General features: G+C 72.1%; 27 protein-coding genes and 6 pseudogenes. 16 read left to right on the top strand and 17 right to left on the bottom strand.

The features are described 5' to 3' along the window. Window positions 1-9: 9 nt before the first annotated feature. Together C3488_RS27330 and C3488_RS27325 are read left to right on the top strand one after the other, a co-directional pair. A complete protein-coding gene (locus C3488_RS27330) occupies window positions 10-438 on the top strand; it encodes a MarR family winged helix-turn-helix transcriptional regulator (protein WP_103843584.1) in 429 nt (142 codons plus the stop codon). Window positions 439-594: 156 nt separating this feature from the next. Continuing rightward, complete coding sequence (locus tag C3488_RS27325; RefSeq protein ID WP_103843583.1) at window positions 595-972, top strand: anti-sigma factor antagonist; 378 nt, start codon at window positions 595-597, stop codon at window positions 970-972. A gap of 89 nt (window positions 973-1,061) precedes the next feature. Here C3488_RS27325 and C3488_RS27320 read toward each other — a convergent pair whose 3' ends face one another. Continuing rightward, window positions 1,062-3,170 carry a DUF1996 domain-containing protein gene (locus C3488_RS27320; protein ID WP_103843582.1) on the bottom strand — a complete coding sequence of 703 codons (2,109 nt, stop codon included), beginning with the start codon at window positions 3,168-3,170 and terminating at the stop codon, window positions 1,062-1,064. Between the two features lie 199 nt (window positions 3,171-3,369). On the opposite strand from C3488_RS27320, the gene C3488_RS27315 reads away from it, so the two are divergent. After that, the gene (locus C3488_RS27315) at window positions 3,370-4,050 is read left to right on the top strand and encodes a DUF4230 domain-containing protein (protein ID WP_103843581.1); all 681 of its coding nucleotides are present in this window, start codon (window positions 3,370-3,372) and stop codon (window positions 4,048-4,050) included. Window positions 4,051-4,074: 24 nt separating this feature from the next. Here the strand turns inward: C3488_RS27315 and C3488_RS27310 are convergent, their stop codons facing one another. Genes C3488_RS27310 through C3488_RS27285 form a run of 6 tightly spaced genes read right to left on the bottom strand, consistent with a single transcriptional unit; the run spans window position 4,075 to window position 7,800 of the window. Then, entirely contained in the window at window positions 4,075-5,832 is a 1,758-nt protein-coding gene (locus tag C3488_RS27310; RefSeq protein ID WP_103843580.1) for a complex I subunit 5 family protein, read from the bottom strand. Further along, a complete protein-coding gene (locus tag C3488_RS27305) occupies window positions 5,832-6,179 on the bottom strand; it encodes a sodium:proton antiporter (protein ID WP_103843579.1) in 348 nt (115 codons plus the stop codon). The genes C3488_RS27310 and C3488_RS27305 overlap by 1 nt, the downstream gene beginning before the upstream one ends. Continuing rightward, window positions 6,176-6,919 (bottom strand): hydrogen gas-evolving membrane-bound hydrogenase subunit E, encoded by a 744-nt coding sequence (gene mbhE / locus C3488_RS27300; protein WP_103843578.1) that lies wholly within the window; start codon window positions 6,917-6,919, stop codon window positions 6,176-6,178. Before mbhE ends, C3488_RS27305 begins: the two co-directional genes overlap by 4 nt. Then, window positions 6,916-7,179 carry a hydrogenase subunit MbhD domain-containing protein gene (locus C3488_RS27295; RefSeq protein WP_103843577.1) on the bottom strand — a complete coding sequence of 88 codons (264 nt, stop codon included), beginning with the start codon at window positions 7,177-7,179 and terminating at the stop codon, window positions 6,916-6,918. Before C3488_RS27295 ends, mbhE begins: the two co-directional genes overlap by 4 nt. Continuing rightward, window positions 7,172-7,621: a monovalent cation/H+ antiporter complex subunit F gene (locus tag C3488_RS27290; protein ID WP_103843576.1), complete on the bottom strand. Its 450-nt coding sequence runs from the start codon at window positions 7,619-7,621 to the stop codon at window positions 7,172-7,174. Before C3488_RS27290 ends, C3488_RS27295 begins: the two co-directional genes overlap by 8 nt. Continuing rightward, window positions 7,618-7,800: a hypothetical protein gene (locus C3488_RS27285; protein ID WP_103843575.1), complete on the bottom strand. Its 183-nt coding sequence runs from the start codon at window positions 7,798-7,800 to the stop codon at window positions 7,618-7,620. The genes C3488_RS27290 and C3488_RS27285 overlap by 4 nt, the downstream gene beginning before the upstream one ends. 263 nt (window positions 7,801-8,063) lie before the next feature. On the opposite strand from C3488_RS27285, the gene C3488_RS27280 reads away from it, so the two are divergent. Then, window positions 8,064-8,612 carry a VanZ family protein gene (locus C3488_RS27280; RefSeq protein ID WP_103843574.1) on the top strand — a complete coding sequence of 183 codons (549 nt, stop codon included), beginning with the start codon at window positions 8,064-8,066 and terminating at the stop codon, window positions 8,610-8,612. A 50-nt stretch (window positions 8,613-8,662) separates the two neighbouring features. On the opposite strand, the gene C3488_RS27275 is transcribed toward C3488_RS27280, so the two are convergent. Further along, window positions 8,663-8,899, bottom strand: coding sequence for a hypothetical protein (locus C3488_RS27275; protein ID WP_103843573.1), 237 nt, complete (start codon window positions 8,897-8,899; stop codon window positions 8,663-8,665). A 97-nt stretch (window positions 8,900-8,996) separates the two neighbouring features. Between C3488_RS27275 and C3488_RS27270 the strand changes: the two genes are divergently transcribed. The 3 genes from C3488_RS27270 to C3488_RS27260 all read left to right on the top strand — a co-directional run bounded on the left by C3488_RS27270 (window position 8,997) and on the right by C3488_RS27260 (window position 12,079). Then, window positions 8,997-10,058 (top strand): PHP domain-containing protein, encoded by a 1,062-nt coding sequence (locus tag C3488_RS27270; protein ID WP_103843572.1) that lies wholly within the window; start codon window positions 8,997-8,999, stop codon window positions 10,056-10,058. A gap of 18 nt (window positions 10,059-10,076) precedes the next feature. After that, window positions 10,077-10,739 carry an HAD family hydrolase gene (locus C3488_RS27265; RefSeq protein WP_103843571.1) on the top strand — a complete coding sequence of 221 codons (663 nt, stop codon included), beginning with the start codon at window positions 10,077-10,079 and terminating at the stop codon, window positions 10,737-10,739. A gap of 371 nt (window positions 10,740-11,110) precedes the next feature. Then, on the top strand, window positions 11,111-12,079 hold the full coding sequence (locus C3488_RS27260) for an SDR family NAD(P)-dependent oxidoreductase (protein WP_103843570.1): 969 nt from the start codon (window positions 11,111-11,113) through the stop codon (window positions 12,077-12,079). A gap of 111 nt (window positions 12,080-12,190) precedes the next feature. Here C3488_RS27260 and C3488_RS27255 read toward each other — a convergent pair whose 3' ends face one another. The 3 genes and pseudogenes from C3488_RS27255 to C3488_RS41830 all read right to left on the bottom strand — a co-directional run. Next, on the bottom strand, window positions 12,191-12,421 hold the full coding sequence (locus C3488_RS27255; protein WP_103843595.1) for a hypothetical protein: 231 nt from the start codon (window positions 12,419-12,421) through the stop codon (window positions 12,191-12,193). Window positions 12,422-12,643: 222 nt separating this feature from the next. Continuing rightward, window positions 12,644-12,775 (bottom strand): hypothetical protein, encoded by a 132-nt coding sequence (locus C3488_RS41835; protein ID WP_258053675.1) that lies wholly within the window; start codon window positions 12,773-12,775, stop codon window positions 12,644-12,646. Window positions 12,776-12,786: 11 nt separating this feature from the next. Next, window positions 12,787-13,098, bottom strand: a pseudogene (locus C3488_RS41830) (cytochrome P450); the annotation flags it as partial. Between the two features lie 140 nt (window positions 13,099-13,238). Between C3488_RS41830 and C3488_RS27245 the strand changes: the two are divergent. After that, window positions 13,239-13,517 carry a hypothetical protein gene (locus C3488_RS27245; RefSeq protein WP_103843569.1) on the top strand — a complete coding sequence of 93 codons (279 nt, stop codon included), beginning with the start codon at window positions 13,239-13,241 and terminating at the stop codon, window positions 13,515-13,517. Between the two features lie 429 nt (window positions 13,518-13,946). On the opposite strand, the gene C3488_RS27240 is transcribed toward C3488_RS27245, so the two are convergent. Then, window positions 13,947-14,684 (bottom strand): TetR/AcrR family transcriptional regulator, encoded by a 738-nt coding sequence (locus C3488_RS27240; RefSeq protein ID WP_103843568.1) that lies wholly within the window; start codon window positions 14,682-14,684, stop codon window positions 13,947-13,949. A gap of 117 nt (window positions 14,685-14,801) precedes the next feature. Between C3488_RS27240 and C3488_RS27235 the strand changes: the two are divergent. The 3 pseudogenes from C3488_RS27235 to C3488_RS41820 all read left to right on the top strand — a co-directional run. Further along, a pseudogene (locus tag C3488_RS27235) lies at window positions 14,802-15,400 on the top strand (NADPH-dependent FMN reductase). 29 nt (window positions 15,401-15,429) lie between these two features. Then, window positions 15,430-15,954: pseudogene (locus C3488_RS41825) on the top strand (MFS transporter); the annotation flags it as partial. Between the two features lie 196 nt (window positions 15,955-16,150). Next, a pseudogene (locus tag C3488_RS41820) lies at window positions 16,151-16,615 on the top strand (MFS transporter); the annotation flags it as partial. 75 nt (window positions 16,616-16,690) lie between these two features. Here C3488_RS41820 and C3488_RS41815 read toward each other — a convergent pair. Then, a pseudogene (locus tag C3488_RS41815) lies at window positions 16,691-17,246 on the bottom strand (DUF3626 domain-containing protein); the annotation flags it as partial. 86 nt (window positions 17,247-17,332) lie between these two features. Between C3488_RS41815 and C3488_RS27225 the strand changes: the two are divergent. The 3 genes and pseudogenes from C3488_RS27225 (at window position 17,333) to C3488_RS27215 (ending at window position 19,758) form a co-directional block, all read left to right on the top strand. Next, on the top strand, window positions 17,333-17,827 hold the full coding sequence (locus C3488_RS27225; RefSeq protein WP_103843567.1) for an FBP domain-containing protein: 495 nt from the start codon (window positions 17,333-17,335) through the stop codon (window positions 17,825-17,827). 86 nt (window positions 17,828-17,913) lie between these two features. Then, window positions 17,914-19,191, top strand: a complete 1,278-nt coding sequence (locus C3488_RS27220) for an aromatic acid exporter family protein (protein WP_103843566.1) — start codon at window positions 17,914-17,916, stop codon at window positions 19,189-19,191. Window positions 19,192-19,225: 34 nt separating this feature from the next. Continuing rightward, window positions 19,226-19,758: pseudogene (locus tag C3488_RS27215) on the top strand (hypothetical protein). A gap of 145 nt (window positions 19,759-19,903) precedes the next feature. Here C3488_RS27215 and C3488_RS27210 read toward each other — a convergent pair. Together C3488_RS27210 and C3488_RS27205 are read right to left on the bottom strand one after the other, a co-directional pair. Continuing rightward, on the bottom strand, window positions 19,904-20,626 hold the full coding sequence (locus C3488_RS27210; protein WP_103843565.1) for a DUF2470 domain-containing protein: 723 nt from the start codon (window positions 20,624-20,626) through the stop codon (window positions 19,904-19,906). Window positions 20,627-20,711: 85 nt separating this feature from the next. Next, window positions 20,712-21,542 carry a pentapeptide repeat-containing protein gene (locus C3488_RS27205; protein ID WP_103843564.1) on the bottom strand — a complete coding sequence of 277 codons (831 nt, stop codon included), beginning with the start codon at window positions 21,540-21,542 and terminating at the stop codon, window positions 20,712-20,714. Between the two features lie 235 nt (window positions 21,543-21,777). Here C3488_RS27205 and C3488_RS27200 point away from each other — a divergent pair, with 235 nt between their 5' ends. Beyond that, a complete protein-coding gene (locus C3488_RS27200) occupies window positions 21,778-21,981 on the top strand; it encodes a DUF5999 family protein (RefSeq protein ID WP_103843563.1) in 204 nt (67 codons plus the stop codon). Between the two features lie 30 nt (window positions 21,982-22,011). On the opposite strand, the gene C3488_RS27195 is transcribed toward C3488_RS27200, so the two are convergent. Further along, entirely contained in the window at window positions 22,012-22,755 is a 744-nt protein-coding gene (locus C3488_RS27195; protein WP_103843562.1) for a PIG-L deacetylase family protein, read from the bottom strand. Between the two features lie 34 nt (window positions 22,756-22,789). Further along, on the bottom strand, window positions 22,790-23,704 hold the full coding sequence (locus C3488_RS27190; protein WP_103843561.1) for an undecaprenyl-diphosphate phosphatase: 915 nt from the start codon (window positions 23,702-23,704) through the stop codon (window positions 22,790-22,792). A gap of 247 nt (window positions 23,705-23,951) precedes the next feature. Here C3488_RS27190 and C3488_RS27185 point away from each other — a divergent pair. Further along, the coding region (locus C3488_RS27185; RefSeq protein ID WP_103843560.1) for an amidohydrolase family protein at window positions 23,952-25,462 on the top strand (1,511 nt) is incomplete at its 3' end.

The raw sequence follows: 25,462 nt of genomic DNA, 5'->3' as shown, positions 1-25,462 counted from the left end.
GGTGCACGCATGGTCGGTACACAGACACGCCCGTCATTGCTCTACATGGTCAAGCAGGTGGAACTCGTGGTGCGCTCCCACCTGGACGAGCTGGTCAAGCCCGAGGGGATCACCGCTCTGCAGTACACGGCCCTCACCGTCCTGGAGCGCCACGACGGACTCTCGGCGGCCCAGCTGGCCCGGGACTCGTTCGTCACCGCACAGTCCATGGCCGATCTCGTACGGTCACTGGAGAGCCGGGGCCTGGTGCGGCGGGAGCGCAATCCGCGCAACCGCCGGGAACTGCTGATCCTGCTGACCGACACCGGACGCGAGTTGCTGGAGAGGGTCGCCCCCGCGGTGCGGGAGCTGGAGGAGCGGATGGTCCGCGACCTCACGTCCCACCAGGCCGACCAGTTCCGTCAGGCACTGTCGAAGGCCTGGCACGCGTTGTCGTAGGTCTGCCGCCACCGAGCCAGGGGCCACCGCCGCGACCTTCACCGGCGACGCGCCCTCAAATCGAAGACATATGTCAATCGAACATGCTCAAATTCACTCTATCGAGGGTAAGTTGCAGGCTGGCGCGAGGAGTTGGCGGGGGGAGGCGATGTCGACGTGGGGCAGGATCCTGCACCGCTCACCCGGCATCTGCGCGTCCACCGGGACCGCGGTCACACGGTGCTGGAGTTCCACGGTGAGATCGACATCCTCGCCGCGGTGGAGATCATCCCTTTCCTGGACTCCGCGACGGTCCGGCGCGCCCCGCACATAGTCATCGACCTGCGTCCGGTGGAGTTCTTCGACTGCTCCGGGCTGCGCCTGCTGTACCGGGCCCGGCGCCGTGTGCTCGCGCAGGGCGGCACGCTGCATCTGGTGTGCACCCATCCGCTGACCCTGCGCGTCCTGCGCCTGACCGGGCTGGCGGCCGTGCTGCCGCCCGCCGCGTCGCTCGAGGAGGTCCTGGGCGAGTCGGAGTCCGCCGGATCCCTGTAGCCCGTTCGGTACGCGGGGAAAACGGAGAGCGGCGGGAGCTGTCCGGTCCGGACAGCTCCCGCCGCTCTTCCATGCGGCACGGACGCGTGTCAGAAGGACCTGCGGGCGCTCCTGCGCAGCACCACCAGACCCGCGATCACCAGGACCGCTCCGGCCGCGGCCGGCCACAGGTGCGCACCGGTCTCCGCCAGCCCGCCACCCGAGACCGACTGGGGCGCGGTCCCCGGCGCGGCGGAGGGATCAGTGGCCGGGGCCGTGGTGGAGACGGCGGACGGAGCGGCGGAGGTCGCCTCCCCGATGGCGGGCGACGTCTCCTCGGGACGCGTGGCCGTCCCGGTGTGCTGCCCTTCCGAGGCGCTGCGCGGCTCGGCGACCGCGCCACCGCCGGCCACCGACGGGGAGACGGGGGCTCCGGGCGTCGCACTGCCGGCGCCACCCGCGCCTGTGGTCGGCGCCGTGGTGCCCGGCGCGGCCGTCGAGGGCTGCGCCGACTGCGGGCCGGTGGCGCCGGAGCCGTTCCCTGCGTCGCCACCGGGTGTGGCGGACGGGGCGGATCCCGCCTCGCCGCCGGGCGCGGTGGTCGAGCCGGAACCGTCGCCGCCGCCGGACGGGGCGTCGGCGGACGGTGACGGCGTGTTCTGCGGCTGGTCGCCGGCGTCGCCACCGCACCGCTTGCCCGTGTTGACGCAGTCGACCACGTGGTTCATCAGCTCGTCGGTCATGACGTTGATGAAGTCGTCGTGGTCGGTGATCGGCTTGTGCAGCTGCTCGGGAAAGCCGTCCACCGCGTAGGCGTTCCTCACCCGGCCGTTCTCGACGACCGGCTGCGGCACGTCGTAGACCAGACGCATCGTCAGCTGCGGTATCGCCTGGAAGCCGTTCGGGCAGGCACCGTCCGCATCGACGAAGGCCACGTGCGTGCGGTGGTTGGCGCTGTCGATGTTCTGGCCGTCCCAGCAGCTCTGGAACGCGAACGACCGCACCACCTCGCTGCCCTGCGGGCAGATCGGGTACTTGTCCGTCAGCTGCACCTTGTCCTCGAAGCCCGTGCAGCTCCAGTGCGCGTTGGCGTTCTTGGGGCCGTTGGTGAAGGCCTTGGCGTCACCGGTGATGATCCGCAGGAACCGCGGCATGGCCACGACCTCGCTCGTGGGGCTGCCGACGAACCTGATCTCGGCCTGCCGGGCCACCAGGATCCGGCCGACGTTGCCTTCCTTGCCGCCGCCGTCGGCGTTCTGGTCGAAGTCCTGCGTGCCGTCCTGCACACGGAGCACCGGCCAGTAGTACGACGACTTGTCCTGCTGGTTCTGGCAGCTGGTCCGCGCCGCCGCGAAGGTGTCGTTGGTGGCGAAGGCGTCGTTGGACTGGTTGCCGACGTAGTCGTGCAGGTGGTGGGCGCCGTTCTTCACGCCGGGCGCCACGATCACGTTGTCGGTGTTGTGGTTCTTGTTCTCGTCGACACCGCACTTGGTCTCGAACGAACCTGTGGAGCCACCGGAGCGCCGACCGGGCTCGACGACGTTCGGCTGCACGGTCCGGATGTCCACGAAGTCGGAGGCGACGGGCCCGCTCGTGCCCGCCTGACCCCCGTTGCCCTGCTGCCCGCCGCCGTTCTGGCCGTTGCCGTCCTGCTGCCCGCCGCTGTTCTGAGCGTTGCCGTCGTTGTCGTTCCGCTGCCCGCCGTTGTCACCCTGGCCACCGGCTGAGGGCTGCGCCTGGTCGGCCGGTATCCCCGTGCACGCGGCCATGCCGTCGATCGCGCCGGGGGCGGTGCCGCCCGCCCGCCGGTAGTCGGTCTTGATCCGGTCGATCACCGCGGCGCGCTGGTCCTTGAGCGGGCCGAGGATGGAGTTCTGGACGTAGTGCGTGTCGTCCGCCTGCGCCTGGCGCGTCGCACCCAGCCGGTCGTACGCCTCGGTGATCTGCTGGTCGAGGGTCGCGAGTTCCGTGTCGACCTGCGGCTTCGCCGCGCCCGGCACATCGGTCAGCTTCTGGCCGACGTCCGGGCAGTCGATGGTGACGGTCCCGGCCGCGAGGACCCGGCCGCCGCCGCCCTGTTCCGAGCCGCCCCAGCCGCCCTCGGTCGCCGAGGCGTAGACGTTCGCCGCTACCAGCCCCCCTCCGCCCAATATCAGCGCGACCGCTGCAAAGGTCGCGCGTCGTGCGCCCGTCGGACGTCTACGCGAATTGCGTCTCAAGGCAGTGCTCCTACAGCTCTTGACCGGCTCGGCATGAAAGGCCCCCTCCGTGTACGTGGCGGAACCCGGCCGTGTTCAACCGCACCGGGAATTCACAGCGACCTCATGGCCGCACCGTCCGCTTCCCCAAGCCGGGCAACCCCGCGTTCGAGCAAGGCACCTGGCGGGCAACCGCTTGTCAGAAGGGAGGACTGTCGAGATGACGACGTCCACGAAGCAGGCACCCTCATCGGTGGCCGCGAGGCGGCGGATGCCCGGCTGGGGCAAGGCCGTCGTCGCGCTCGTCGCCCTGCTCGCGGTGTTCTTCGCCGGGCTGCGGCTGAGCGTGTTCCCGGGGCTGCGTGACCTGTTCGGAACGGACACGCACGACCGGTCCGGACCCGCACTGCTGAAGTCCATCCAGGACATGAGCCGTTACCAGGCCGCCTCAGGCAACTTCCAGGTGGTCGTGGACCTGGAGAAGGACTCCAGGTTCCTGCCGTCGGCGATCCGCGGTACCCGCACCCTGTACGTCGGCGCGGGCACCGTCGACGCCTACGTCGACCTCGGCAAGGTCGGCGAGCGGGACGTCAAGGTCGACGGCGACCGCACGTCCGCCACCATCCGGCTCCCCCACGCCGCCCTGGGCAAACCCGCGCTCGACCCCTACCGTTCGTACGCCGTGTCCAAACAGCGGGGCCTGCTCGACCGCATCGGCGACTTCTTCTCCGACAACCCGGGCAGTGAACAGGCCGTGCAGAAACTGGCCGTCCAGCACATCGCCGAGGCCGCGAAGGAGAGCGAACTGACCGGCCGCGCCGAGAAGAACACCACCAGCATGCTCGACGGGCTGCTCAAGTCCCTCGGCTTCAAGGAGGTGAAGGTCTCCTACGGCTCCTGAGCCCCCGCCCTCTGCTCGGGGCACTCAGCCGGTCAGGACGGCCGGCAGGGCGAGCGCCCCGAGCAGGGCCGTGCCCATCAGGACCCAGGCCACGTAGTCCCCGATGTGCCCGGACTGCAGCCGGCGCAGCGGCAGCGTCCATGCCCGGGCGGCGAGCAGTCCGGGCCGGGCGACGGCGAGTGCGGCCAGGGCGAGGGCGAGGACCGTGGAGGCGAGCCCCAGCAGGACGCCGGCCGCGGTCCAGTGGACCGAGACGGCCGCACCGCCCGAGCCGGCCTCGTTCACGGAGCGCGCCACGCTCTGCGCGAAGCCCGGGACGACGCCCACCGCGAGCGACGCGGCGAGCAGCACGGCGGGCACGGCCGTCATGGTGTCCGGGATGCGGCGCAGCCGGTGCCGGGTCTCCGGTTCCTCTCCGGTGCCGGTGGTCTCGTACGACGAATCGACCTGCGGCTGAGGCCCGAGTCCGTAGAAGACGCGCGCGGCGACCCGCAGGACCGCGCCGCCCGTCACCGCGGACACGACGACGTAGAGCACGGTCAGCGGCCCGCCCGCCTCCTCCAGGACAGCCTTGCCGAGGGAGGTGCCGAACGGGGGCAGTCCGGCGAGCGCGAGTCCGCCGAGCACGAACATCACCGCTACGCCGCGCATCGGACGGCCGCTGCCGTGCAGGGCCGCCTCGTCGACGCAGCCGAACCGGTCGAGCAGGAGGCCGGTGCAGGCGAACAGGGCGGCCTTGGCTCCGGCGTGGCCCAGGATGTACAGGGCGACCCCGTCGTCCGCCTCGGGCACGAGTGTGCCGACACCGACGATGAACAGTCCCATGTGGGCGATGGTCGAGCAGGCGAGGAGCCGTTTGATGTGCCGTTGGTGCCAGCACATGAGGGCGCCGACGACGCCGGTCAGGACGCCGAGGACGACCAGGGCCCGCTCCAGGTCGGCCGCCGGGATGCCGCCGGGCCCGGAGAAGACGGTGGTGCAGACGCGCCAGACCCCGTACAGGCCGAGTTCGACCATGACGCCTGACAGCAGCATGCACACCGGGGTGGGTGCGACCGCGTGCGCGTCGGGCAGCCAGAAGTGGAACGGCGCCGCGGCGGCCTTGACCAGCAGCCCGGTCAGGACGAGGACGAAGGCGGCGAGGGTCAGCGCGTCGGGTCCGCCGTGGGCGTCGAGCCCGCGTCCCAGCTTGGTCATGGCGAGTTCGCCGGTGCGCGCGTAGAGCAGTCCGATGCCCATGAGCATGGCGTACGCGCCGAGGGAGTTGATGACGCCGAAGGTCAGCCCGCCCTGGACGGCCTTGGCCTCCTCCACCCGGTAGCCGGTCAGGGCGTAGGCCGCGGCGCCCATCAGCTCGAAGAACACGAACGCGTTGAACAGGTCGCCGGTGATCGCGAAGCCGCACATGCCGCCCTGGAACAGCAGCATGAGGGCGGGGTAGGAACCGGCGTGCCCGCGGGGCGGCTCCTCGAAGTAGCGCCAGGAGTACACGAGGGCGGCCAGCGTCAGCACGGAGGCGAGAGCGGCCATCCCGAGACCGGGGCCGTCCCCGACGAGGACGATGCCGACGCTCTCGCCGCCCACGGGCGTCCAGGCCCCCACCCATTCGGTCAGCGGTGGCGAGGAGTCGAGGAGCAGCCAGAGCGCGAGTGAGCCGGTGCCGGCCGAGAGGAAGCACCCGACGCTCTCGGCGACGACACGCGGCAGCCGGCGCCCGCAGGCGACCAGCAGTGCCGCACCGAGCAGCGGGACGGCGACGAGCAGCGGCAGCAGGTGGTTCATCAGCCGCGCAACTCCCGCAGTTCGTCGGGGTCGACCGTGCCGTGGCGCTTGGCGACCTGCATGACGAGGGCGAGCAGCAGGGCGGTGACGGTGGCGCCGACGACGATGTCGGTGAGGGTGAGCGCCTGAACGACCGGGTCCACCACGGGCCTCGAGCCTGGTTCGACGTCGGAGAAGACGGGCGCGGTGCCGCCGTCGCGGTAGCCGACGGCGAGCAGCAGGACGTAGGTGGCGGACTGGCAGACGGCGAGGCAGCCGACCGCGTGGATCAGGTTGCGGCTGGTCGCGAGGCCGTAGCAGCCGGCCAGAAAGATCCAGACGGCCACGAGGTACGGCAGTACGCTCATCGGTTTCCCTCCTCCTCCTCGATTTCGACGGCCTGGTCCAGGAAGCGCGCGAGCAGGACGACGACCGCGCAGGTCACCTCCATGCCGATGGCGGCGTTCAGCACCGGTACGGTGCCGCCGGACGCCAGCGTGTTGAACGTGCCGTACGGCAGGAGGGTGTTGGCGAGGAACGCCGTGCCGGCGAGAACGCCGGCGAGGCCCGTCACGAGGTAGCCGGAGGCGGAGAGCGCGTCACCGATCTCGTAAAGGTCGATCGGCCGGATGCGTTCCAGGGCGCGGTAGTCGGCGCCGAGGTAGAGCAGGTGCAGGCCGGTCGCGGCGACGACTCCGCCCTGGAAGCCGCCGCCGGGGCTGAGCTGGCCGTGCGCGATGACGTACAGGCCGGTGAGGACGGCGACGGGCAGCACGATGAGCGCGTAGCGGCGCACGGGCAGCGCGACTTGCTCCGGCTGCGGCCTGGCGCGCTTCTCGTCGCGGGTCTGGCGGAGCAGGACGACCGTGCCGAGGACGGACGCGAACAGGATGCTCATCTCTCCGAGCGTGTCGAAGGCGCGCAGGTCGAAGTTGACGGAGGCGACCGTGTTGGCGGTACGCCGGGACAGGGAGGCGTGGACGGCCCGGTCTCCGTAGGGGTGCCGGGAATCGCCGAAGGAGGGCAGGCCGAGGCAGGCGGCGACGAGGAGGGCCGCGAGGCAGGCGCCGCCGAGAGCCAGCACGGCCACCCGCACGCGCCGCGTCACCGCTCCTCCCCCTTCCCGCCCCGGGGTTTCCTCCTGACCTTGCGCACCGAGAGCATGATCAGCAGCGGGGTGACCGCGGAGCCCACCGCGAGCTGCGACAGGCCCACGTCGGGCGCCTGAACTACCGTGAACAGCACGGCCAGACACAGGCCGAGCAGGGCGAGGACGAGGGCCTGGCGGGCGGGGTCGCGGGTGGCGACGGCCGCGGTCGCCGAGGCGGCGACGAGCAGCAGGGCGACGACGATCAGCGGGTCATCCACGGCGGCTCCCGAACCCGCCCGCGAGCGCCCGGGAGGCGATGAGGTTGCCGCTGATCAGCAGCACGCCGACGACCAGCAGCTTGACCATCGCCCGTCCGGGTCCGGTGACGGCGCACAGCACCAGCACCACCACGGCCCCGTATCCCGCGACGGCGAGGGTGACGCCCCGGGCGCGCGGTGGGTTCTCGGCCAGTTCGTCGGCGAGCAGCCGGGCGAAGACGAGCGTGCCCACCGGCCCCAGCAGGGCCAGCAGGAGCGCGAGGTCGACGTACGACGTGCGCCCGAACCCCTGGGCCAGCAGCAGCAGTCCGGGGCAGGCGACAGCGCTGGACAGGTTCTGGGCGACGACCCGGCGGCGCAGCGGTCCGGTGGAGACACCCCACACCGTGGCGCCGGCGCCCGCGCCGAGCGCGATCGTGGCCGTGAGCGTCCAGCCGTTCACCGGGCGCCCACCGCCCGTCGCGCGGCGCGTGCCGCGACGGCGCCCACGAGCGCGGCCGACGCGCCGACGGCCCACTCCAGGGTGTCGACGGAGCTGATCAGAACGATCCAGAGCACGGTGAGGCCGGCCCACCAGAGAACGATCTCGAGGGCGGCCCGAAATGTCGTACGCGCGTCCACACACCGCCTCCGTTCACCGTCGCCACGGAATGTCCTGAATAACCGGAATATCATCCAAGCACCGCACGGGCCGCGGGGTGTGGCGGCGCGCGCGAGTGGCTGCTGCTCGGAGTGCCCCGCGTACGGGCGGGGAAACCGACGACGGTATGCCCCAGGTTCATCAGTGGCCGACGGCTGTCCCGGCTTGCGCACCGCCGGGCTTCGATGCGCCGACAGCGGGTAATCAGCTTCGCCTGGAGGGAAGTTGACACCGGGAGGATGCGATGGCACATCCGGCGTTGCGCGCACTGGCCGCCAGGTCCGGTCTCCGCCGGGCACCGGCGGCCCCGGAGCGGGAACGGCGGCCGCTGCCGCTTCCGCTGCGGTTGCTGGCCATGACCCTGGCCTTCGTGGCGATGGTGGCGTTCGCCGCCGCGCTGGCCCGGCTGACGCTGGAGCCGTCACCCGCGTCGCGGGCGCTGGTCCACAGCAATCTGCATCCGGGGCGTTCCCTGCGCGCCTATCTGGACCAGCCCGGGCCACGCGACGCCGTGCGGCAGATCGGCGGGAACGTGCTGCTCGGTGTTCCGTTCGGGATCCTGCTGCCGGTGCTGGCGCCCGGGGCGCGGGGCATCCTGCGCGTGGGCTTCGTCACGGCGTGCGTGATGCTGCTGGTCGAACTGGTGCAGGGCGCGGTCGTCACGGGGCGGGCCTTCGACATCGACGACGTCATCCTCAACACCGCGGGCGCGCTGCTGGGCCATCTGCTGGTGGGGCGCCGGCTGGGGCGGGCGGTGCATGCGCGCAAGCCGCGCAAGCCGCGCAAGGCCTGAGGCAGCGGCCTCACGCCGAGTCGTCGTACCAGGTCAGGTCGTCGTAACCGTCAGTGCGGCGTCCAGTGGAACTTGCCGCCCCCCACCCAGCGGACCAGGTCCGGGTCGTCGCAGTCGTGGACCAGGACGCCTGCCTGCGCGGCGAGCGCCAGCACGTCGGTGAGCGAGTGCGCCGAGCCGACCACCTCGCCGTCGACCTCCACGATCCGGAACGGCGGGTCGCCCGGCTGTACCCCGAGCACCACGATCCGCGGACGGGAGATGTGGGGACTCGCGATTTCGGTCATGCAATCGAGGGTAGAGCGGTCCGGGCGCCGGGGCGGCCGGACGCGCCCGTCGTGCGGGCCGCACCCGGCTGGGCAACGCTTGAGGAGGGAGGTGCCGATGGACCCCGTCACAGCGCTGGACCGGATCGCGTTCCTGCTGGAGCGGGCCCAGGCCCCCACCTATCGTGTACGGGCCTTCCGCACCGCGGCCGCCGTGGTGGCCGCTCTGCCCGGGGACGAGGTCACCGAGCGCGCGGCCGCCGGGACACTGGAGTCGCTCAAGGGCATCGGTCCCACCACCGCCCAGGTGGTGCGGGAGGCGGTGGCCGGGCAGGTCCCCGGCTACCTGCAGAAGCTGGAGCAGGAGGGCGGGGCCGCGCCGAAGCGGGGCGGCGAGCGGCTGCGGGCGCTGCTGCGCGGCGACTGCCATCTGCACTCGGACTGGTCGGACGGCGGTAGCCCGATCGAGGAGATGGGCCGCACGGCGGCGCGGCTCGGACACGAGTGGGCGGCGCTCACCGACCACTCCCCCAGGCTCACCGTCGCCCGCGGGCTGTCCGCTGAACGGCTGCTCGAGCAGCTGGACGTGGTCGCCGCGCTGAACGAGGAGTGGGCGCCCTTCCGGCTGCTGACCGGCATCGAATGCGACATCCTCGAGGACGGCTCACTGGACCAGGACCCGGAACTCCTGGACCGGCTCGACGTCGTGGTCGTGTCGGTCCATTCCAAACTGCGCATGGACGCGCGCTCGATGACCCGCCGCATGATCGCGGCCGTCCGCAATCCGCTGGCCGACGTGCTCGGCCACTGCACCGGAAGGCTGGTCACCGGGCGCGGGCGCCCGGAGTCGGAGTTCGACGCGGACGCGGTGTTCGCCGCGTGCGCCGAGTCCGGTACGGCCGTGGAGGTCAACAGCCGGCCCGAGCGGCTGGACCCGCCGCGGCGACTGCTGCGCCGGGCGGTCGAGGCGGGAGCGCTGTTCGCGATCGACACCGACGCCCACGCGCCCGGGCAGCTGGACTGGCAGATCAACGGCTGTGCCCGGGCCGAGGAGTGCCAGGTGCCGGCGGACCGTGTGGTCACGGCCTGGACCGCCGAGGAGCTGCTGGCCTGGACCCGTGAGCGGCGGGTCCCCGCACGTGTGGCCGCCGCGGCGCGTGGTACCCGGCCCGGTACGTGAGGGAGGAGAGGACCGAGCATGGGACGGGCGGCCGTGTTCGACGTGGACGGCACCCTCGTCGACACGAATCATCTGCATGTCACGACATGGTGGGAGGCGTTCCGGCAGGCGGGTCACCAGGTGCCGATGCACGCCATCCACCGCGCGGTGGGGCTCGGCTCCGAGGACCTGATCGCCCATCTGCTGGGCGGGCGGGACCGGGACGAGGTCGACATGCTTGTGGCCGCGCACACGACGCTGTACGGCACGTACTTCGACCGTCTGCCGCCGCTCAAGGACGCCGGACGGCTGCTGCGCAGGCTGGACCACGACGGCTGGAACGTCGTGCTCGCCACCTCGGCGAGCGGGCGCGAGCTGTCGGCGCTGAGGCGGGCGATCGGGGCGGACGACGCGATCGCGGCGACGGCGAGCGCGGACGACGTGGAGGCGGGCAAGCCCGCCCCGGAGCCCGTGGAGCATGCACTGGAGCTGGCCGGGGTGCCGCCCGAGCAGGCGGTGTTCGTGGGCGACACGGTGTGGGACATGCGGGCCGGGACACGGGCCGGAGTGACGTGCGTCGGCCTGTTGTCCGGGGGCATTCCGAGCGCGGATCTCCAGGAGGCCGGGGCGCGCGCGATCTACCGGGATCCCGCGCATCTGCTGGCGATGCTGGGGGACAGTCCGTTGGCTCCGGACACATAGACGGCGGACCGCGCGCACCGCACAGTGACGCACATCACTTCGAGCGGCTGGATTTTCCGGAACACCGACCGGTAGTTTCCCGTTGAACAAGCCGTGGGAGCGCACGGGACAGTGTCCCCGGGCCTCACCTTCCGCCCACAGGGACGATCGTTCGGCTGAAGCCCTGTGGAGCACTTCGCCGAGAGGCGACCGCCGTGCGCGCCCACCACAGACTGCCCCGACCGGTATTCCCCCGTCCGGTCGGGGCTTTTGCTTGCTCGCACACCCCGATTTCCCGCACGCACCGGTGTCCCGCACACGCCCGGTTTCCCGAACACCCCGGGGCGGCCTCGGCTTGACTTCGAGAGCACTCCAATTCGTACCGTCCCCGCATGAGCACTGCACAGCACAGGATCGGGTCGGGTTTCGGCGCCGGGAGCACCGCCGACGACGTACTTCGGGGCATCGACCTCAGCGGCAAGCTCGCGGTGGTGACGGGCGGCTACTCGGGGCTCGGCCTGGAGACGACTCGGGCGCTCGTCAAGGCGGGCGCCCGGGTGGTGGTCCCGGCGCGGCGCCGGAACGTGGCCCAGGAGGCTCTGGCGGGGCTCGACCGGGTGGAGGTGGACGAGCTCGACCTCGGTGACCTTCAGAGCGTGCGCGGGTTCGCCGAGCGGTTCCTCGCGTCGGACCGCACCATCGACATCATGATCAACAATGCCGGGATCATGGCCACCCCGGAGACACGGGTGGGACCCGGCTGGGAGGCGCAGTTCGCCACGAACCACCTCGGCCACTACGCGCTCGTGAACCGGTTGTGGCCGGCGATCGCGCCGGGCGGGGCACGAGTCGTGTCCGTGTCGTCGGCCGGCCACCACAGGTCCGGGATCCGCTGGGACGATCCGCACTTCAAGCAGGGGTACGACAAGTGGGAGGCGTACGGCCAGGCGAAGACCGCGAACGTCCTGTTCGCCGTGCATCTGGACCGGCTGGGCCGTAAGGACGGGGTCCGCGCCTTCTCCCTCCACCCCGGCGGGATCCTCACTCCGCTGCAGCGTCACCTCGCCAAGGAGGAGATGGTCGAGCGCGGCTGGATCGACGAGACGGGCGCCCTGGTGGACCCTGACGCCTTCAAGACACCCGAACAGGGTGCGGCCACCCAGGTGTGGGCGGCGACCTCGCCCCGACTTGCAGGCATGGGCGGGGTGTACTGCGAGGACTGCGACATCGCGGAGCCCGCACCGGCGGACGGCGGCCGCAGCGGGGTGAAGGACTGGGCGATCGATCCGGAGCAGGCGGCGCGCCTGTGGGAGGTGTCCGCGGACCTCACGGGCGTCGACGCGTTCGCGTCCGGCTCCTGAGAGGGAGGAGCCGGACCGCTCGGCGCCCGCGTACCTGACCGCGCCGCCGGCCCGTGGAGCCCCTTTCGCTCCTGGGCCGGCGGCGCAGCCGGTACGTCGGGGGTGAGGCGGTCAGTCCGGGGACTCGTCCGGTACGGGGCCCTCGGGGTGGACGGTGCCCGCGTGCGGGGCGCCCTGCCTGCCGGTGCCCGCCTCGTCCGTGTCGGGGACGTCCGGGGCATCGGCCCCGCCCTGCGCGGGGCGGGCGTCCCACCGGTCCTCGCCCTCATGGGCCTGCTGGTCCGGCATGTCCCGCGGAACCCGCTGGGTCTCGCCGGGACCCTCATGCCGGTGCTCGGTCACGGCGATCACTCCATTCCTCTCGTTGCCGGCACGGCGGGCCCCGCCCGGAGCGAGGCCCTTCCGGGCGAGGCGCGAGTACCGCGGGCAGGGCCCGCGAAACCGGCGGTGCGGGGTCGACCAGGGCAACGGGCAGGCGGCGGAGGGTTGAGGGGTGTCCGTGACCGACGGGCGCCCCTCCGCCCCGGGCCACCGCAGCCCCGCGGCGGCCGCCCTTCGGTGCCGTCATCCGGCCGCGTAGACGTCCTCGACGTAACGCCCCGACGCGATCAGCTCCTCCAGCCACCGTCCGGAGTCCCCGCCCGGCACCCGCTCGGCGTGCAGCGCCCGGAACGCCTCGCGCACGCCCGGAGCCATGCGGGAGCCGTCGGCGCGTTCGAAGGAGCCGAAGTCGTAGCCGAAGCCGGCGAGCCCGATGGTGTCGAGGTCATGCGCGTCATGTCGTCGGGGACGTTCACCGGCCGGCCGTCGCGGCCGACCCGGTCCCAGGTCTCGATCAGCCGGCGCGCCACGCGCAGCATCACCGGGTGATAGGTGCGCATCGAGCCGAGGGCGAAGGCGGGCATCAGGATGTCGCGGGCCCTGGCCCGGTTGGGCTCGTCGTTGTACGCGGTGAACAGGCCGTCCCCGGCGAACTCGCGGACGTTCTTCAGGGCGGGGCCGACGGCCTTGGCGAAGCGGGCCGCCGGGCCTTGCCAGGCCGGCCGTGGTACGCAAGACGGCCTTGTCGGACACCACCTAGGGCCGACCGGTCGATCTCGGTCCTCTCGTGCGGGTCGCGGGACCCGACCCCCTGTGCGCCCGCCTAGGATCCGGGGCCGTGGCGAAGACGTTTGAAGAAATCGTGGAGATGCAGCGCGCGGCGACAGAGGCCCAGGTGCGGACCGCCGGACTGCGCGAGAAGTACGGCCCGCCCACCGCCACGCCGTGGACCAAGCAGCAGACCGACACGTACGAGACCGCCTGGCGCGCCTGGCGCGACCTCGACCGGGACCTTCAGGCCGAGCTCACCGAGTACGCGAAGTCGCACGGCCGCACGCGCGCCGATGTCGAGGCGGAGGTGCTGGCACAGGCGGAGGAACCGCCTCGGGGCGCCTAGTACCCCAAGAGGCAACGTCGGTCTGTCTGCAAGCAGTTCTTCGGGCTCCACTGCACCGAGTTGTTCTGGTCCACCGGCGGTCTGGAGGGGGCGTGCGGCGGTGTGATTCGCGTCCTGGTAGCGCGGTGATTCGGCCGCACTTCGATCGGGACCAGCGGTGCGCGGGATCGCTGTCGCAGCGGACCTTCACGGCGGGCTCGGCGCCCTCGCGCCGGCCCGCAGCGGTCAGCACGCACGTGCAGTCGGGCATTACGCATGCGCCGATCGGGGTCCGGTGCCGGGGAGCGGGGTCGATCACCCGGCGGGCCCGGCACACACACTGGGTGACCTCGTGGGACAGCTCCCCAGCGGCCGCGTGCACTCGCCGTACAGGCGCGGCAGACAGGAGCGGGCTTTCGTTTTTCTGAGTGTGCTGTTCGGGAGAGGTGGTCAGACCGACAGACGGGCCGCGATGCCGTCGAGGACGCAGTCCAGGCCGGTCTCGAACTGCCACAGCAGGTCGTCCTTACGGTCGGCCTCGCCGATGTAGCGCGCGTACATCGGGAAGCGGCCGGTGCTGATGAGCCAGGCCATCTGCGAGGCGAGTCCGGAGCGGGCCTCCTCACGACTGGCCCAGCCGCGCACGCGCAGCAGCTGCGTCAGGCCGACCTCCGAGTCGACGGCGCCGTGCACATACGCGGTGACGGTGCTGTAGACCGCCATCGCCGTGTCAGCGTCGAGCCCGAGGCCGTCGAGCGCGGCCAGCGCGGCCTCCGGTACGGCCAATTGGTTCGGGGTCGGCGCGCACCAGGTCGCCCGGGTCACCCACGAGTGCCGCAGCAGGACATCCCGGATCCGCAGGGCCAGCGTGCGCATGGTCGTGCGCCAGCCCTCCGTTCCGTCCGGCAGGTCCAGTTCGCCGTAGACGAAGTCGACCATCAGCTCCAGGAGCTCGTCCTTGCCGGTGACGTAGCGGTACGCGGCCATGGGCGCCACGCCGAGCTCGGTGGCCAGGCGTCGCATGGTGACGGCGTCCAGTCCCTCGGCGTCGGCGATGTCCACCGCGGCCTTGGCGATCCGCTGCGGGGTCAGCGTGGTGCGGGGGGCCGGCGCCGGGCGTTCGAGGCGTTCCCACAGGGAGACGTGGTCCCGTTCCTCGGTCTGTACCTGTCTCTGCTGGGGGGCCATCGCCTGGTTCCTTCCGCCGGACGGTGCTGCGTACAGCGTATCAGGAATGGACAACGTACACAGTGCTGCGTACGTTGTACGCCAGAGATACAACGTACACACCCGGAGGTGCCTTCCATGGCTGACGTGACCGGCGGCCCGCTGCGGACCGCGGTGATCATCGGCAGTACACGGACGGGCGGTTCGGTCCGGTCGTCGCCGACTGGATCACCGAACGCATCGCCGAGCGCGAGGACATGACGGCCGACCTGGTCGACCTGGTCGACACGCCGCTGCCTACCGTCTTCCCCGCCTACGGCCAGACCCCCTCCGACGAGGTCGCGGCCCAGCTGGGCGCGGTCTCGCCGCGGCTCGCCGAGGCCGACGCCTTCGTGATCGTCACCCCGGAGTACAACCACAGCTTCCCGGCGCCGCTGAAGAACGCCATCGACTGGCACAACGAGCAGTGGCACGCCAAGCCGGTCGGCTTCATCTCCTACGGCGGTCTCGCCGGCGGGCTGCGCGCCGTCGAACAGCTGCGCGTGGTCCTCGCGGAACTGCACGCGGTCACCATCCGCAACACCGTCAGCTTCCACAACTACGGCGAGATCTTCGGCGCCGACGGCAAGCCGGCCGACCCCGCCTGCGACGCCGCCGCCAAGGCCATGCTCGACCAGCTCACCTGGTGGGCGCAGGCCCTGCGTGACGCCAGGCGCGCCCGCCCGTACGCCGTCTGACGTCCCGCCACTCGCGACCTGGGGCAGCGATGAACGACCGCCCGACACCCACTCCCACGCCCGACCGGCCCGCCTTACCCCGGCTCGGCGTCTTCGGACTGATGCTCGGCATCCTCCTGGCGACGCTCGACGGACAGATCGCCAGCACCGCACTGCCCACGATCGTGGGCGATCTCGGCGGCCTGGACCACTTCTCCTGGTCGGTGACGGCGTACCTGCTCACCATGGCCGCCGCCACCCCCCTCTGGGGCAAGCTCGGCGACCTCTACGGCCACAAGGGCGCCTACACCGACTCCGTGCTGCTCTTCCTGATCGGGACGGTGCTGTGCGGCCTGGCGCAGAGCATGGGGCAGCTCATCGCCTTCCGGGCCGTCCAGGGTCTCGGCGCGGGCGGCCTGATGGTCGGGGCGCTCGCGGTCATCGGTGTGCTGGTGCCCCCACAGGAGCGCGGCCGCATCCAGTCGATGGTGGGCGTCATGCTGCCGGTGGCGTTCGTCGGCGGCCCCCTGCTCGGCGGATTCATCACCGACTACATGGACTGGCGCTGGGCTTTCTACGTCAACGTCCCCATCGGCATCGTCGCCCTGCCGGCCGTCGCCAAGGGCACGACTGCCCGCGCACCGCGTCACGGGACGGCTCGACTACCTCGGCGCGAGCCTGCTGACCACCGGCATCCTGGCCCTCACCCTCCTCGCGAGCTGGGCCGGCACCACCTACGCCTGGACGTCCTGGCAGATCGCGGCGCTCGCGGTGGCGGTCGTGCTGAGCCTCGCCTGGTTCGTCCGCGTGGAACAGCGCGCCGCCGAACCCATCACGCCGCCGCGGTTGTTCACCAGCCGGGAGTTCACCCTCACCCAGATCCTCAGCCTTCTGGTCGGCGCGATCCTGGTGTCCGTCATCAACTACCTGCCGCAGTACATGCAGTTCGTCCAGGGCGCCTCGCCCACGGTCAGCGGCATGCTGATCCTGCCGCTGATGCTCGCCATGCTGACGGCCCAGCTGACCACCGGCCGGCTGATGGACCGCGGAGGGCTGGAGCGTGTCGTCCCGCTCGTCGGCGGCGCCGTCACCGTCGCCGGCGCGCTGCTGCTGCTCCTGCTCGGTTCGGACACCCCGCTCGCCGCGGCTTCGGCACTGACCCTCGTCATCGGAGTCGGTGTCGGGATCCTCATGCAGAGCACCCTGCTCACCACCATGAACAACGCCGCCCCCCGCGACATGGGTGCCGCTACCGGCACCGTCACCCTGGTCCGTACGATCGGCGGCTCCCTCGGTGTCGCCGTCCTCGGAGCCGTGCACAGCAGCCGCCTCGATGTAGTCGTCGAGGGCGTCCCGGCGGTCGGCCTCGGCCAGCTCGACGAGGTGCATGCCCGCGGCCACCCCGAAGTGGCACGGCTCGGCCGCGCTGTCCGGGTAGCAGAACGTGGCCCGCTCCAGCGTGGCGGCGGTCAGCCGGAAGTGCGAGGAGCCGAAACGGGGCGCCGCCCCGACCACCTGGCGGCGGAAGTTCAGCGCACCGTACACCGGTCGCCGGTGCGCGGCCTCGTTGTCGTAGGCGCCGCCGAAGATCCTGCTCTCCCAGCGCCAGCGGTCGCCGCCGGGGTGCGCGGTGAGCCCGCCGTTGCTGGTGCCGGTGACGAACTGCGAGCGGTAGGCGCCGTCCGCGGCCAGCGCCCGCAGGATCGGCCCGCCCGTCGCGCACGAGCCGGTCGGGATGGAAGTTGAGCGTCAGCCGCAGGTCCCGGGGTACCGGGGGACCCGAGGAGAGCGCCGCGACATGCCGCAGCGCCCGTTCGGCCGCAGTGCCGGCACCTGATCCGGCTCGCTCGTCCCCCCTGAAATCCATTGGCCACCCCCGATGGAACCTACTACTTTAGGCAAGAACCTAGGGACCCTAGGTTGCCAGGCTTCGTACCCGCGCAAGGACTCCTCATGAGATCGCTCACCGAGCAGGACATCCGCAACTCCTTCATCAACTGCTCGAAGGGAGAGGCGAAACGCCTGGCGATACCCCGTGACCTCGGCGAACGCCCCTGGGAAGACCTGGACTTCCTGGGCTGGCGGGATCCTGGGGCACCCGATCGCAGCTATCTGGTCGTCGAACGTGCCGACCGGCTCGTCGGCGTCGCGCTGCGCTTCCCGTCCTCGCAGCGCGGCTTCCTGCACCGGAGCATGTGCTCGCTGTGCCTGACCACCCACCCGGGCAGCGGCGTGTCCCTGATGACGGCCAGGAAGGCCGGCGCGGCCGGCCGCGAGGGCAACTCGGTCGGCGTGTACATGTGTACCGACCTCGCGTGTTCCCTGTACGTGCGCGGAAAGAAGGTCCCCGAGGCCGGGGGCCGCTTCCAGGAGAGCCTCACGGTGGAGGAGCAGATCGCCCGGATGACGGCCAACCTGTCCGCCTTCCTGGACAAACTCGGCACCTGACAGCGCACTGGGCCGCCCCCCGGGCGACGACCGCCGGGCCTGTTGTGTACGTTCGATGCCTGGGTGCCAAGGGAAAGGCGTTGGGGATGCGAGATGTCCGTGATGCCTGGGCGCAGATCGCCGCCCGGATCGCCAGGTGGCGGCAGGAGCCCGAGGTCGTCCAGGCGGTGCGTTCGACCGCGGCCGCGACCGTCGCGTATGTCGTCGCCCTGCGCCTGAGCCCGGAGCCGGCTCCCCTGACCGCGCCGCTGACCGCGCTCCTCGTCGTGCAGGTGACGCTCTACGCGACGCTCACCACCGGTGTGCGCCGGGTGAACTCCGTGGTGGCCGGGGTCGTCATCGCGATCGCCTTCAGCATCCTGGTGGGCCTGACCTGGTGGAGCCTCGCCCTGATCATCCTGGCCTCGCTGGCCGTGGGGCATCTCGTACGGGTCAGAGAGTTCGTGCAGGAAGTCGCGATCAGCGGCATGCTCGTCCTAGGGGTGACCCAGGTCGGCAGCACCGCCTGGGCCCGGGTCGTGGAGACGCTCATCGGCGCGGTGGTCGGCCTCGCCACCAATCTGTTCATCGCTCCCCCGGTGTGGGTGGGGGCCGCCGGTGAGTCCATCGAGGGGCTCGCGCGCCGGATCCGCCAGCTGATGCTGCGCGTCGGGGAGGAGGCCGCCGGCCACACGCCGGCCGCGCAGGCGGCCGCACGGCTGCACGAGGCGCGCCGGCTGGACCACGACATCGTCCTGGTGGATGCCGCGCTGCGGCAGGCCGAGGACAGTCTGAAGCTCAACCCGCGGGTCCGCGAGGGCCTGCTGCACCGGATCGTGCTGCGGACCGGACTCGACACGCTGGAGATCGTCACGGTGGTGCTGCGGGTGATCTCCCGCACCCTCGCCGACCTGGCGAAGGAGCGGGAACCCGAGCCGCTGTTCGAGTCGGAGATCGGGGCGACGCTGGACCGGTTGCTGTCGGAGATCGGCGACGCAGTGGTCAGTTTCGCGGTGCTCGTCACCACCGATGTCAGCCGCAGCGCCGAGTCCGCGGAGGCCCGGCTCACCGAGGAGCTGGTCACGGCGGGGGCGACCCGCGACAAGCTGGCCCAGCTGCTGCTGGAGGAGGTGCAACGCGACAGCCGCCAGTGGCAGTTCCACGGCGCGGTGCTGACCGAGGTCAACCGCATCCTGGACGAGCTGGACATCGAGCACCGCACCGGGCGCCTGCTGGAGGAGCTGGACCGCGGCACCCGGGAGCAGCGCGAGCGCAACCCGCGTCTGGCCAGGCTCTGGGACCTGGTGCGCGAGCCTCGGTTCACCCTGATGCGTGACCTTCGGCGGCGCCGGAACCGCACGGAGCCACCCCGGCGTTCCAGGTAGGACGGGCCACCGGACGGGGAGAGGGGCGGGGCGCATGGGCGCGGTGCGGATCGAGGGGAACCGGCTGCTGCTGCCGGGGGGTGTGCGGGTCGGCTTCATGCGGACGCTGCGGCTGCCGGAGAAGGGCACGCATCCGCTGCCGCCGGGGCTGGGCGAGTTCCCCGTACGCCGGGTGGAGGACCACGCCGAGACGGTGCCGGCCGACTGGCGGGCGCGCGGCGGCGTGATGCTGCCGGTGTATCTGCGGGAGGCCATGTGGCTGAGATTCGAGGCGTCCGAGCCCGCCGCCCTGCAGGTGGGCGCCGGCAAGGTGTGCGCCGTCTCCGGCAGGCCCTGGAGTGCGCGTCTCGGCCGGGATCCGCGGCGTACACACAGGCCGGGCTGCCGTGGTTCGACTACTACGACGAGGACGGCGAGGATCTCGCGCCCACGGACACCCTGGGCCGCATCGAACCGGTCGGCGACTGGCTCGGCGACGACCGCGAGCCGTGGCAGCAGCCCTCGCCGCACCAGGTGAAGCCGCTCGGTGACGCACCGGAGAAGCCGGTGGAGGACGGCGACTGGTGACTGTCCCGCTCCGGGAGGCGGCCGGCGTGCGGGGCCGGACCATTGCGCCTGCCGAGTGCACGCTCGGCGAGCGCGCCTTGAGGCCGACGTCTTTCCCCTCGGCCGCGTGAGCGGTGAACCGGGGGTTGTCGACGAGCCGTTCGCCTCACCGGTCACCGTCCGTGCGCTGCCGCAGCAGTGCGCGCGGGCAGGCCCGGGCGGCCTGCGCCAGCAGGGCGTGCATGCGTTCGGCGAGCTGCGCGACCGTGTCCGCCGGCTCGGGGAACGGCAGGCGTACGTCGCCGTGGTCGCGGGCCCGCTCGATGCGCAGCGTCAGGCCGTGCCGGTCGACGGCGAGGGGCTGGACCCGTACGGCGCTGTGCAGGCTGCCCGGATCGACGAGCCGGGTCAGCCGCTGGACGGCGTCCGGGTGGGCGTCGGCGAGGTGGGTGAGCAGCCCGGCCTCGGCGGCGACGAGCGGGTCGGGCTCGGCGCTCGCGTACTCGTCGAGGTCGACGACGACCACGCCGTTCGCCCGGCGCAGCGCGATCCGGGCCGGCCGCAGGGCGAGCCGGTCTCCCTCGGGCTCGATCTCGCCCGCGAGCCACAGCCGGGCGCGGATCCGGGACCGCATCGGAACAGGCGCGACGTCGGCGAACTCCAGCACCACAGACGGCTCTCCCCGGGGAGCGCACAGAGCGGCCGTGAGCAGTGTGCTGCCCTCGGGCGGGCGCAGCAGCACCCGGCCGTCGGCGGCGACGGAGTGTGCGCCGGTGAACTCCTCCCGTCCGTCCCGCGCGGTCACGGCGCAGGACCATGCGGCGGCGAGCACCGAGCGGGCACGCTGCGCAGCGACCGGCGCGGCCGTCCAGGCGTGACGGTGACCCATCCCCAACCTCCCTTAGGTAAGCCTTGCCTAACTTATCGGAGATCGGGGCGTGCGCCAACCAGGCCACGTGGTCGCCACGGAACCGTCAGAGGTGCGCCGTCCAGTGGGCGGGGCGCGTGACGGACGCCGGGAGCAGGGTGCCCGCGCTGCCCCGCGCCGCATTGATCTGTGGCTGGGTCAGAAAGAAGGCACCGGTCAGATCGGCGTCCGCGAGGTCCGCGTCCCGCAGATCGGCGCCGATCAGATCCGCGTGGCGCAGGTCGGCGCCCGTGAGGTCGGCGGCTATCAGACAGGCGCCTCGCAGACTGGCACCGCGCAGGTCGGCTCCCTTCAGACGCGCGCCGATGAGATCGGCGCCCCGCCGGTCCTTCGTACGGCGGCCGGTCCCGGCCCGGACCAGCTCACTGGTGCGCAGCAGCAGCACGTTGACCTCCTGCCGGTGCGCGCCCACATCCAACTCCCCGAGCTCCTCGGGGGTCCGCAGGGTCAGCCGCTCGGTCTCGTCCAGCATGCGGCGCAGATCGGCGTGGACCGGGCGGGCCGCGGGCAGGGTGAGCGCCTCGGTCAGGTACCAGAGCAGCTCGTGGAGTTGCCGCACGACGGGGAACACGCCGAACATCCGCCGGGCGTGCTCCCGGCCGCCCGAGCGCCAGTCCCGCCCGCCGAAGGTGATCTGCGAGACCTTCTGCCCGGCACCGAAGCAGTCGTAGACCGTGCACCCCGCGAAGCCGCGCTGCCGCAGCTCGGAGTGGACACCGCAGCGGAAGTCGCCCTGGAGGTTGCGGCAGGGCGTTCCGGCGTCCTTGTCGACCGCGAAGTCGGCGGAGCGGGCGAAGGGCAGGGCGACACAGCACAGGGCGAAGCAGGAGCCGCAGTCGCCGCGCAGGCCGGAACGCTGGGTGGAGGGTGCGTGCATGAAGTAACCCTAATCGGCGGTTCCCGTGCCGGGACGGCACCCGCCCGGCGGCCGGTGAGTGGCCGTGGGAACACGGCGCACGTACGGTCGCCTCATGGACAGCGCAGCAACGGAGCACCGCGGGGCCGGGAAAGCTCACCGTTGAGTTTCCTGGCCCGTGGGGGTCCTCTCACTCGTACGAAAACAAACTCCGCTACCACAGAGGCAGACCTCGTACGACCCCTGGAGAGACGTCATGTGCACGCACCGGCCCGAGTGCCCATCGGCCGACCGCCCCGACCACGACGCGGCGGTCATCGTCTCCGCCCACCCCGAACAGGGGTGGTACCGGCTGTGCAACGGCACCATCGTCTTCGACGACACCGGCGAACTGCTGCCGGACGGACGGGCGGTGGCACCGTTGCGCACGGCCGGCAGAGTGGACGGCGCGAAGGCCTGAGCGGCCGCAGCCGACGGCTGAGCGGACGCGCTAACGGCTGAACAGCTCGAAGGCCACGGCCGGTGTCCCGCCGAACCGCTCCCCCGCGGCCTCGGTCTGGGCCGTGAGGAAGGACCGGGCGTAGGTCTCCGGGTCCTCGTCGGTCAACGCCTCGATGTAGGTGCGGTGCCGGAGGAGTGACCGCACCGCGCGTTCGAGTCCCGCTGTCGCGTCCACGGCGTGCGTGGGCTGCGCGGAACCGGCGACGGCGACCCAGCGGACCCCGTCCCAGGGCTCCAGTCCGCGCTCGGTGAGCTCGGGGAAGATCCACCGGTTGCCGGCGTCCGCGGCCGCGTCCAGGGTGGCGCGTCCCACGGCCACGTGGTCCGGGGTGTTCCAGGCGACGCCGCCCCAGGTGTCGCGGTGGTTGAGGGTGATGACCAGCTCCGGGCGGTGACGTCGGATCGCCGCCGCTATGTCCCGGCGCAGCGCGACCCCGTACTCGACGACCCCGTCCCGGTGGTTCAGGAACTCCACCGTGGACACGCCGACCACCGCGGCGCTCTCCCGCTGCTCCCGCTCCCGCAGTGGTCCGCACACCGACGGCTCCAGCGAGTCGATCCCGGCCTCGCCGCGGGTTGCGAGGAGATACGCCACCTCGCGGCCTCCGTCGGTCCACCCGGCGATGGCCGCCGCGCAGCCGTACTCGAGGTCGTCGGGGTGGGCGACGACGGCGAGGGCGCGGCGCCAGTCGGCCGGCATGGCTTCGAGCTGCTCGTTCCGTGGCTCGGTCATGGCCGCAGGGTAGCGCCGCCCTCCTGTCCGCCCGTCAGGCGAGGGTGAAGAAGGCGAGGCCGCCCAGGCCGGCGAGGGCGCAGTAGACGGCGAAGGGGGTCAGGGAGCGGGTCTCGAAGTACCTCGTCAGAAAGGCCACCGCGAGGTATCCGGCGGCGAACGCGGCGATGCTGCCCACGAGCACCTGCCCCCGGATTCCGTCACCGGCGGGGCCGAACAGCTCGGGCACCTTCAGCAGGGCGGCGGCGCCGATGACGGGGGTGGCGAGGAGAAAGGCGAAGCGGGCGGCGTCCTCATGGCCCAGCCCGCGCAGGATGCCGGCGCTGATGGTGGAGCCGGAGCGGCTGATGCCGGGGAACAGCGCCAGGATCTGCGCCGCTCCTATGAGGGCCGCCTGGCGGTACGTCAGCTGGGCGAGGCGGTGGTCGGACAGCTCGCCGGGGTCGGGGTGTCCGTCGGTGGGGGCGGGCTCGGCCCGGTGCCGCCCGGTGCCGCCCCTGCGCAGTCGTTCGGTGGTGTACAGCACCAGGCCGTTGAGGGTGAGGAAGAGCGCCACGGGTATGGGCCGGCCGAGCACCGTGCGCAGGAAGTGGTCCAGCGCCAGTCCGGCGACGCCCACCGGGAGGGTGCCCACGACGAGGAGCCAGGCGAGTTTCTGCTCCGGTGTGTCGACACGGCGGGTGCGCAGGGAGGAGATCAGGCCGCCGATGACGCGGGCCCAGTCGCGGCGGAAGTAGACGACGAGCGCGACGGCGGTGGCCAGGTGCAGACCGACCAGGACGCTGAGATAGGGCGAGTTCTCGGCAGTGACGTTCAGGTCGCGGGCCCAGTGCCCGCCCAGGAGTGCGGGCAGCAGGATGCTGTGGCCCAGGCTGGAGACCGGGAAGAGCTCGGTGACGCCTTGCAGTAGGCCGACACCCACGGCCTCGCCATAGGACAACGCGGGCATCGGGGACCTCTTTCCTCACGAAACACAGATCACTTCAAAGATTGCGCAAGTCCTGAATAGTAGCGGCCGTGCCAACGGGGTCACCAGCGAGGTCGCAGGCCCGGGTGCCGCCGCGGCGGCCGCTGATGCACCCACCGCACGGGGTGGTGCCGGCACCACCCCCTGATCCACCGGCTCGGCCCACTGTGCTGCCGCCCCGTCCGGTCCAGAGTCGTAGCGAACAGGAGAGCTCAAGGGGGCGAAGGACATGTCCGAGAAGCACGAACCAGGTCCGGGGCGGCGGAGTTTCGTGGCCGGGGCGGCCGTGGTGGCGGGGGCCGCGCTCAGCGGAACGGCGACCGCCGCGCCCGTCAGCCGTCCCACGGCCCGCGGGGCGTCGGGGGCCGCGGACACCGCGATCGCCTTCACCCACGTCACCGTCATCGACGGTTCCGGCGGGCCCGCCGCGCCCGACATGACGGTCGTCGTCGAGGCCGGCCGGATCAGCGGGCTGACGCCCAGCGCGCGCACGCGGCCCCGGCCCGGCGTCCGGACCGTCGACCTGACCGGCAAGTACCTGATCCCGGGACTGATCGAGGCGCACACCCACAGCGACGGCCCGGACGCGGTGATCCCGCCGCTGTACCCGCTCGCGGGGGTGACCACGGTGCGCGAGATGTGGGGCCGGCCCGTCCACCACGCGTGGCGGCAACAGATTCTGAACGGCACGCTGCTCGGCGCCAGGTGGCTCATCGCAAGCCCGATCCTCGACGGGCAGCCTTCGTTGTGGGCCAAGGACGTGGGCGAGCACATCGAGGTGACGAACGCGGCCGACGCCCGTCGTGCCGTGCTCCGGGTCAAGCGGGAGGGCGCGGACTTCGTCAAGGTGTACTCCCGGCTGTCCCGGGAGGCCTACTGGGCCGTCGCCCACGAGGCCCGGCGCCAGAACATCCCGTTCCTCGGCCACTGCCCCGACGTCGTACGCATCACCGAGGCCGGTGACGCCGGTCAGCACAGCATCGAGCATCTGCACGCCCTGCTTCTGTCGACCTCGGCGCACGAGGCGGAGGTCCGGCGCGGACTGGCCGCCGTCCGGATCGACGCGAGCGATCCCAGCAGCCTGTCCCGCTACCACAGCTGGTTCCAGCAGGTGCATCCGCTCGAGTGGAAGGCGGTCCGCGGATACGACCCGCGCAAGGCGCGGGCCGTCTTCCGGCGGCTGGCGGCGGCCGGGACGGCGGTCGTCCCGACGCTGAGCGTGCACCACACGCTGGAGCTGCCCGACGAGGTACCGGCCGGGGCCGAGGACTGGCAGTACCTTCCGGCCTGGCAGGTGGACTCCTGGCCCGAGCAGTTACGGGCCCTGACCAGTGGGCGGACGCCCGAGCAGGCCCGCCGCATCCGGGCGATCCACGCCCACCGGCAGCTGCTGGTGAGAGAGCTGCACGCGGCGGGTGTGCGACTGCCGGCCGGCACGGACACCGGGACCGGCTATCTGGTGCCGGGGTTCGCCCTCCATGACGAACTGGCGTTGCTCGTCCAGGCGGGCCTGACCCCGGCCCAGGTGATGCGCTCGGCCACACGGGACGCGGCCCGCACGCTCGGCCTCGACTCGGTCGGCACCGTGGAGCAGGGCAAGGCCGCCGACCTCGTGGTGCTGGACGCCGACCCGCTGCGCGACATCCGCAACACGCGGCGGATCCACGGCGTGGTGGTGGACGGCCGCTGGATCGACCGCCCGGAGCGGGAACGGCTGCTGGCCGCCGTCCGTCAGGCGGC

Source organism: Streptomyces sp. Ru72 (genome assembly GCF_002920635.1).
GTDB lineage: Bacteria > Actinomycetota > Actinomycetes > Streptomycetales > Streptomycetaceae > Streptomyces.
Note: the sequence above shows the minus strand (reverse complement) of the source record. Positions and strands in the feature narration are given on the sequence as shown.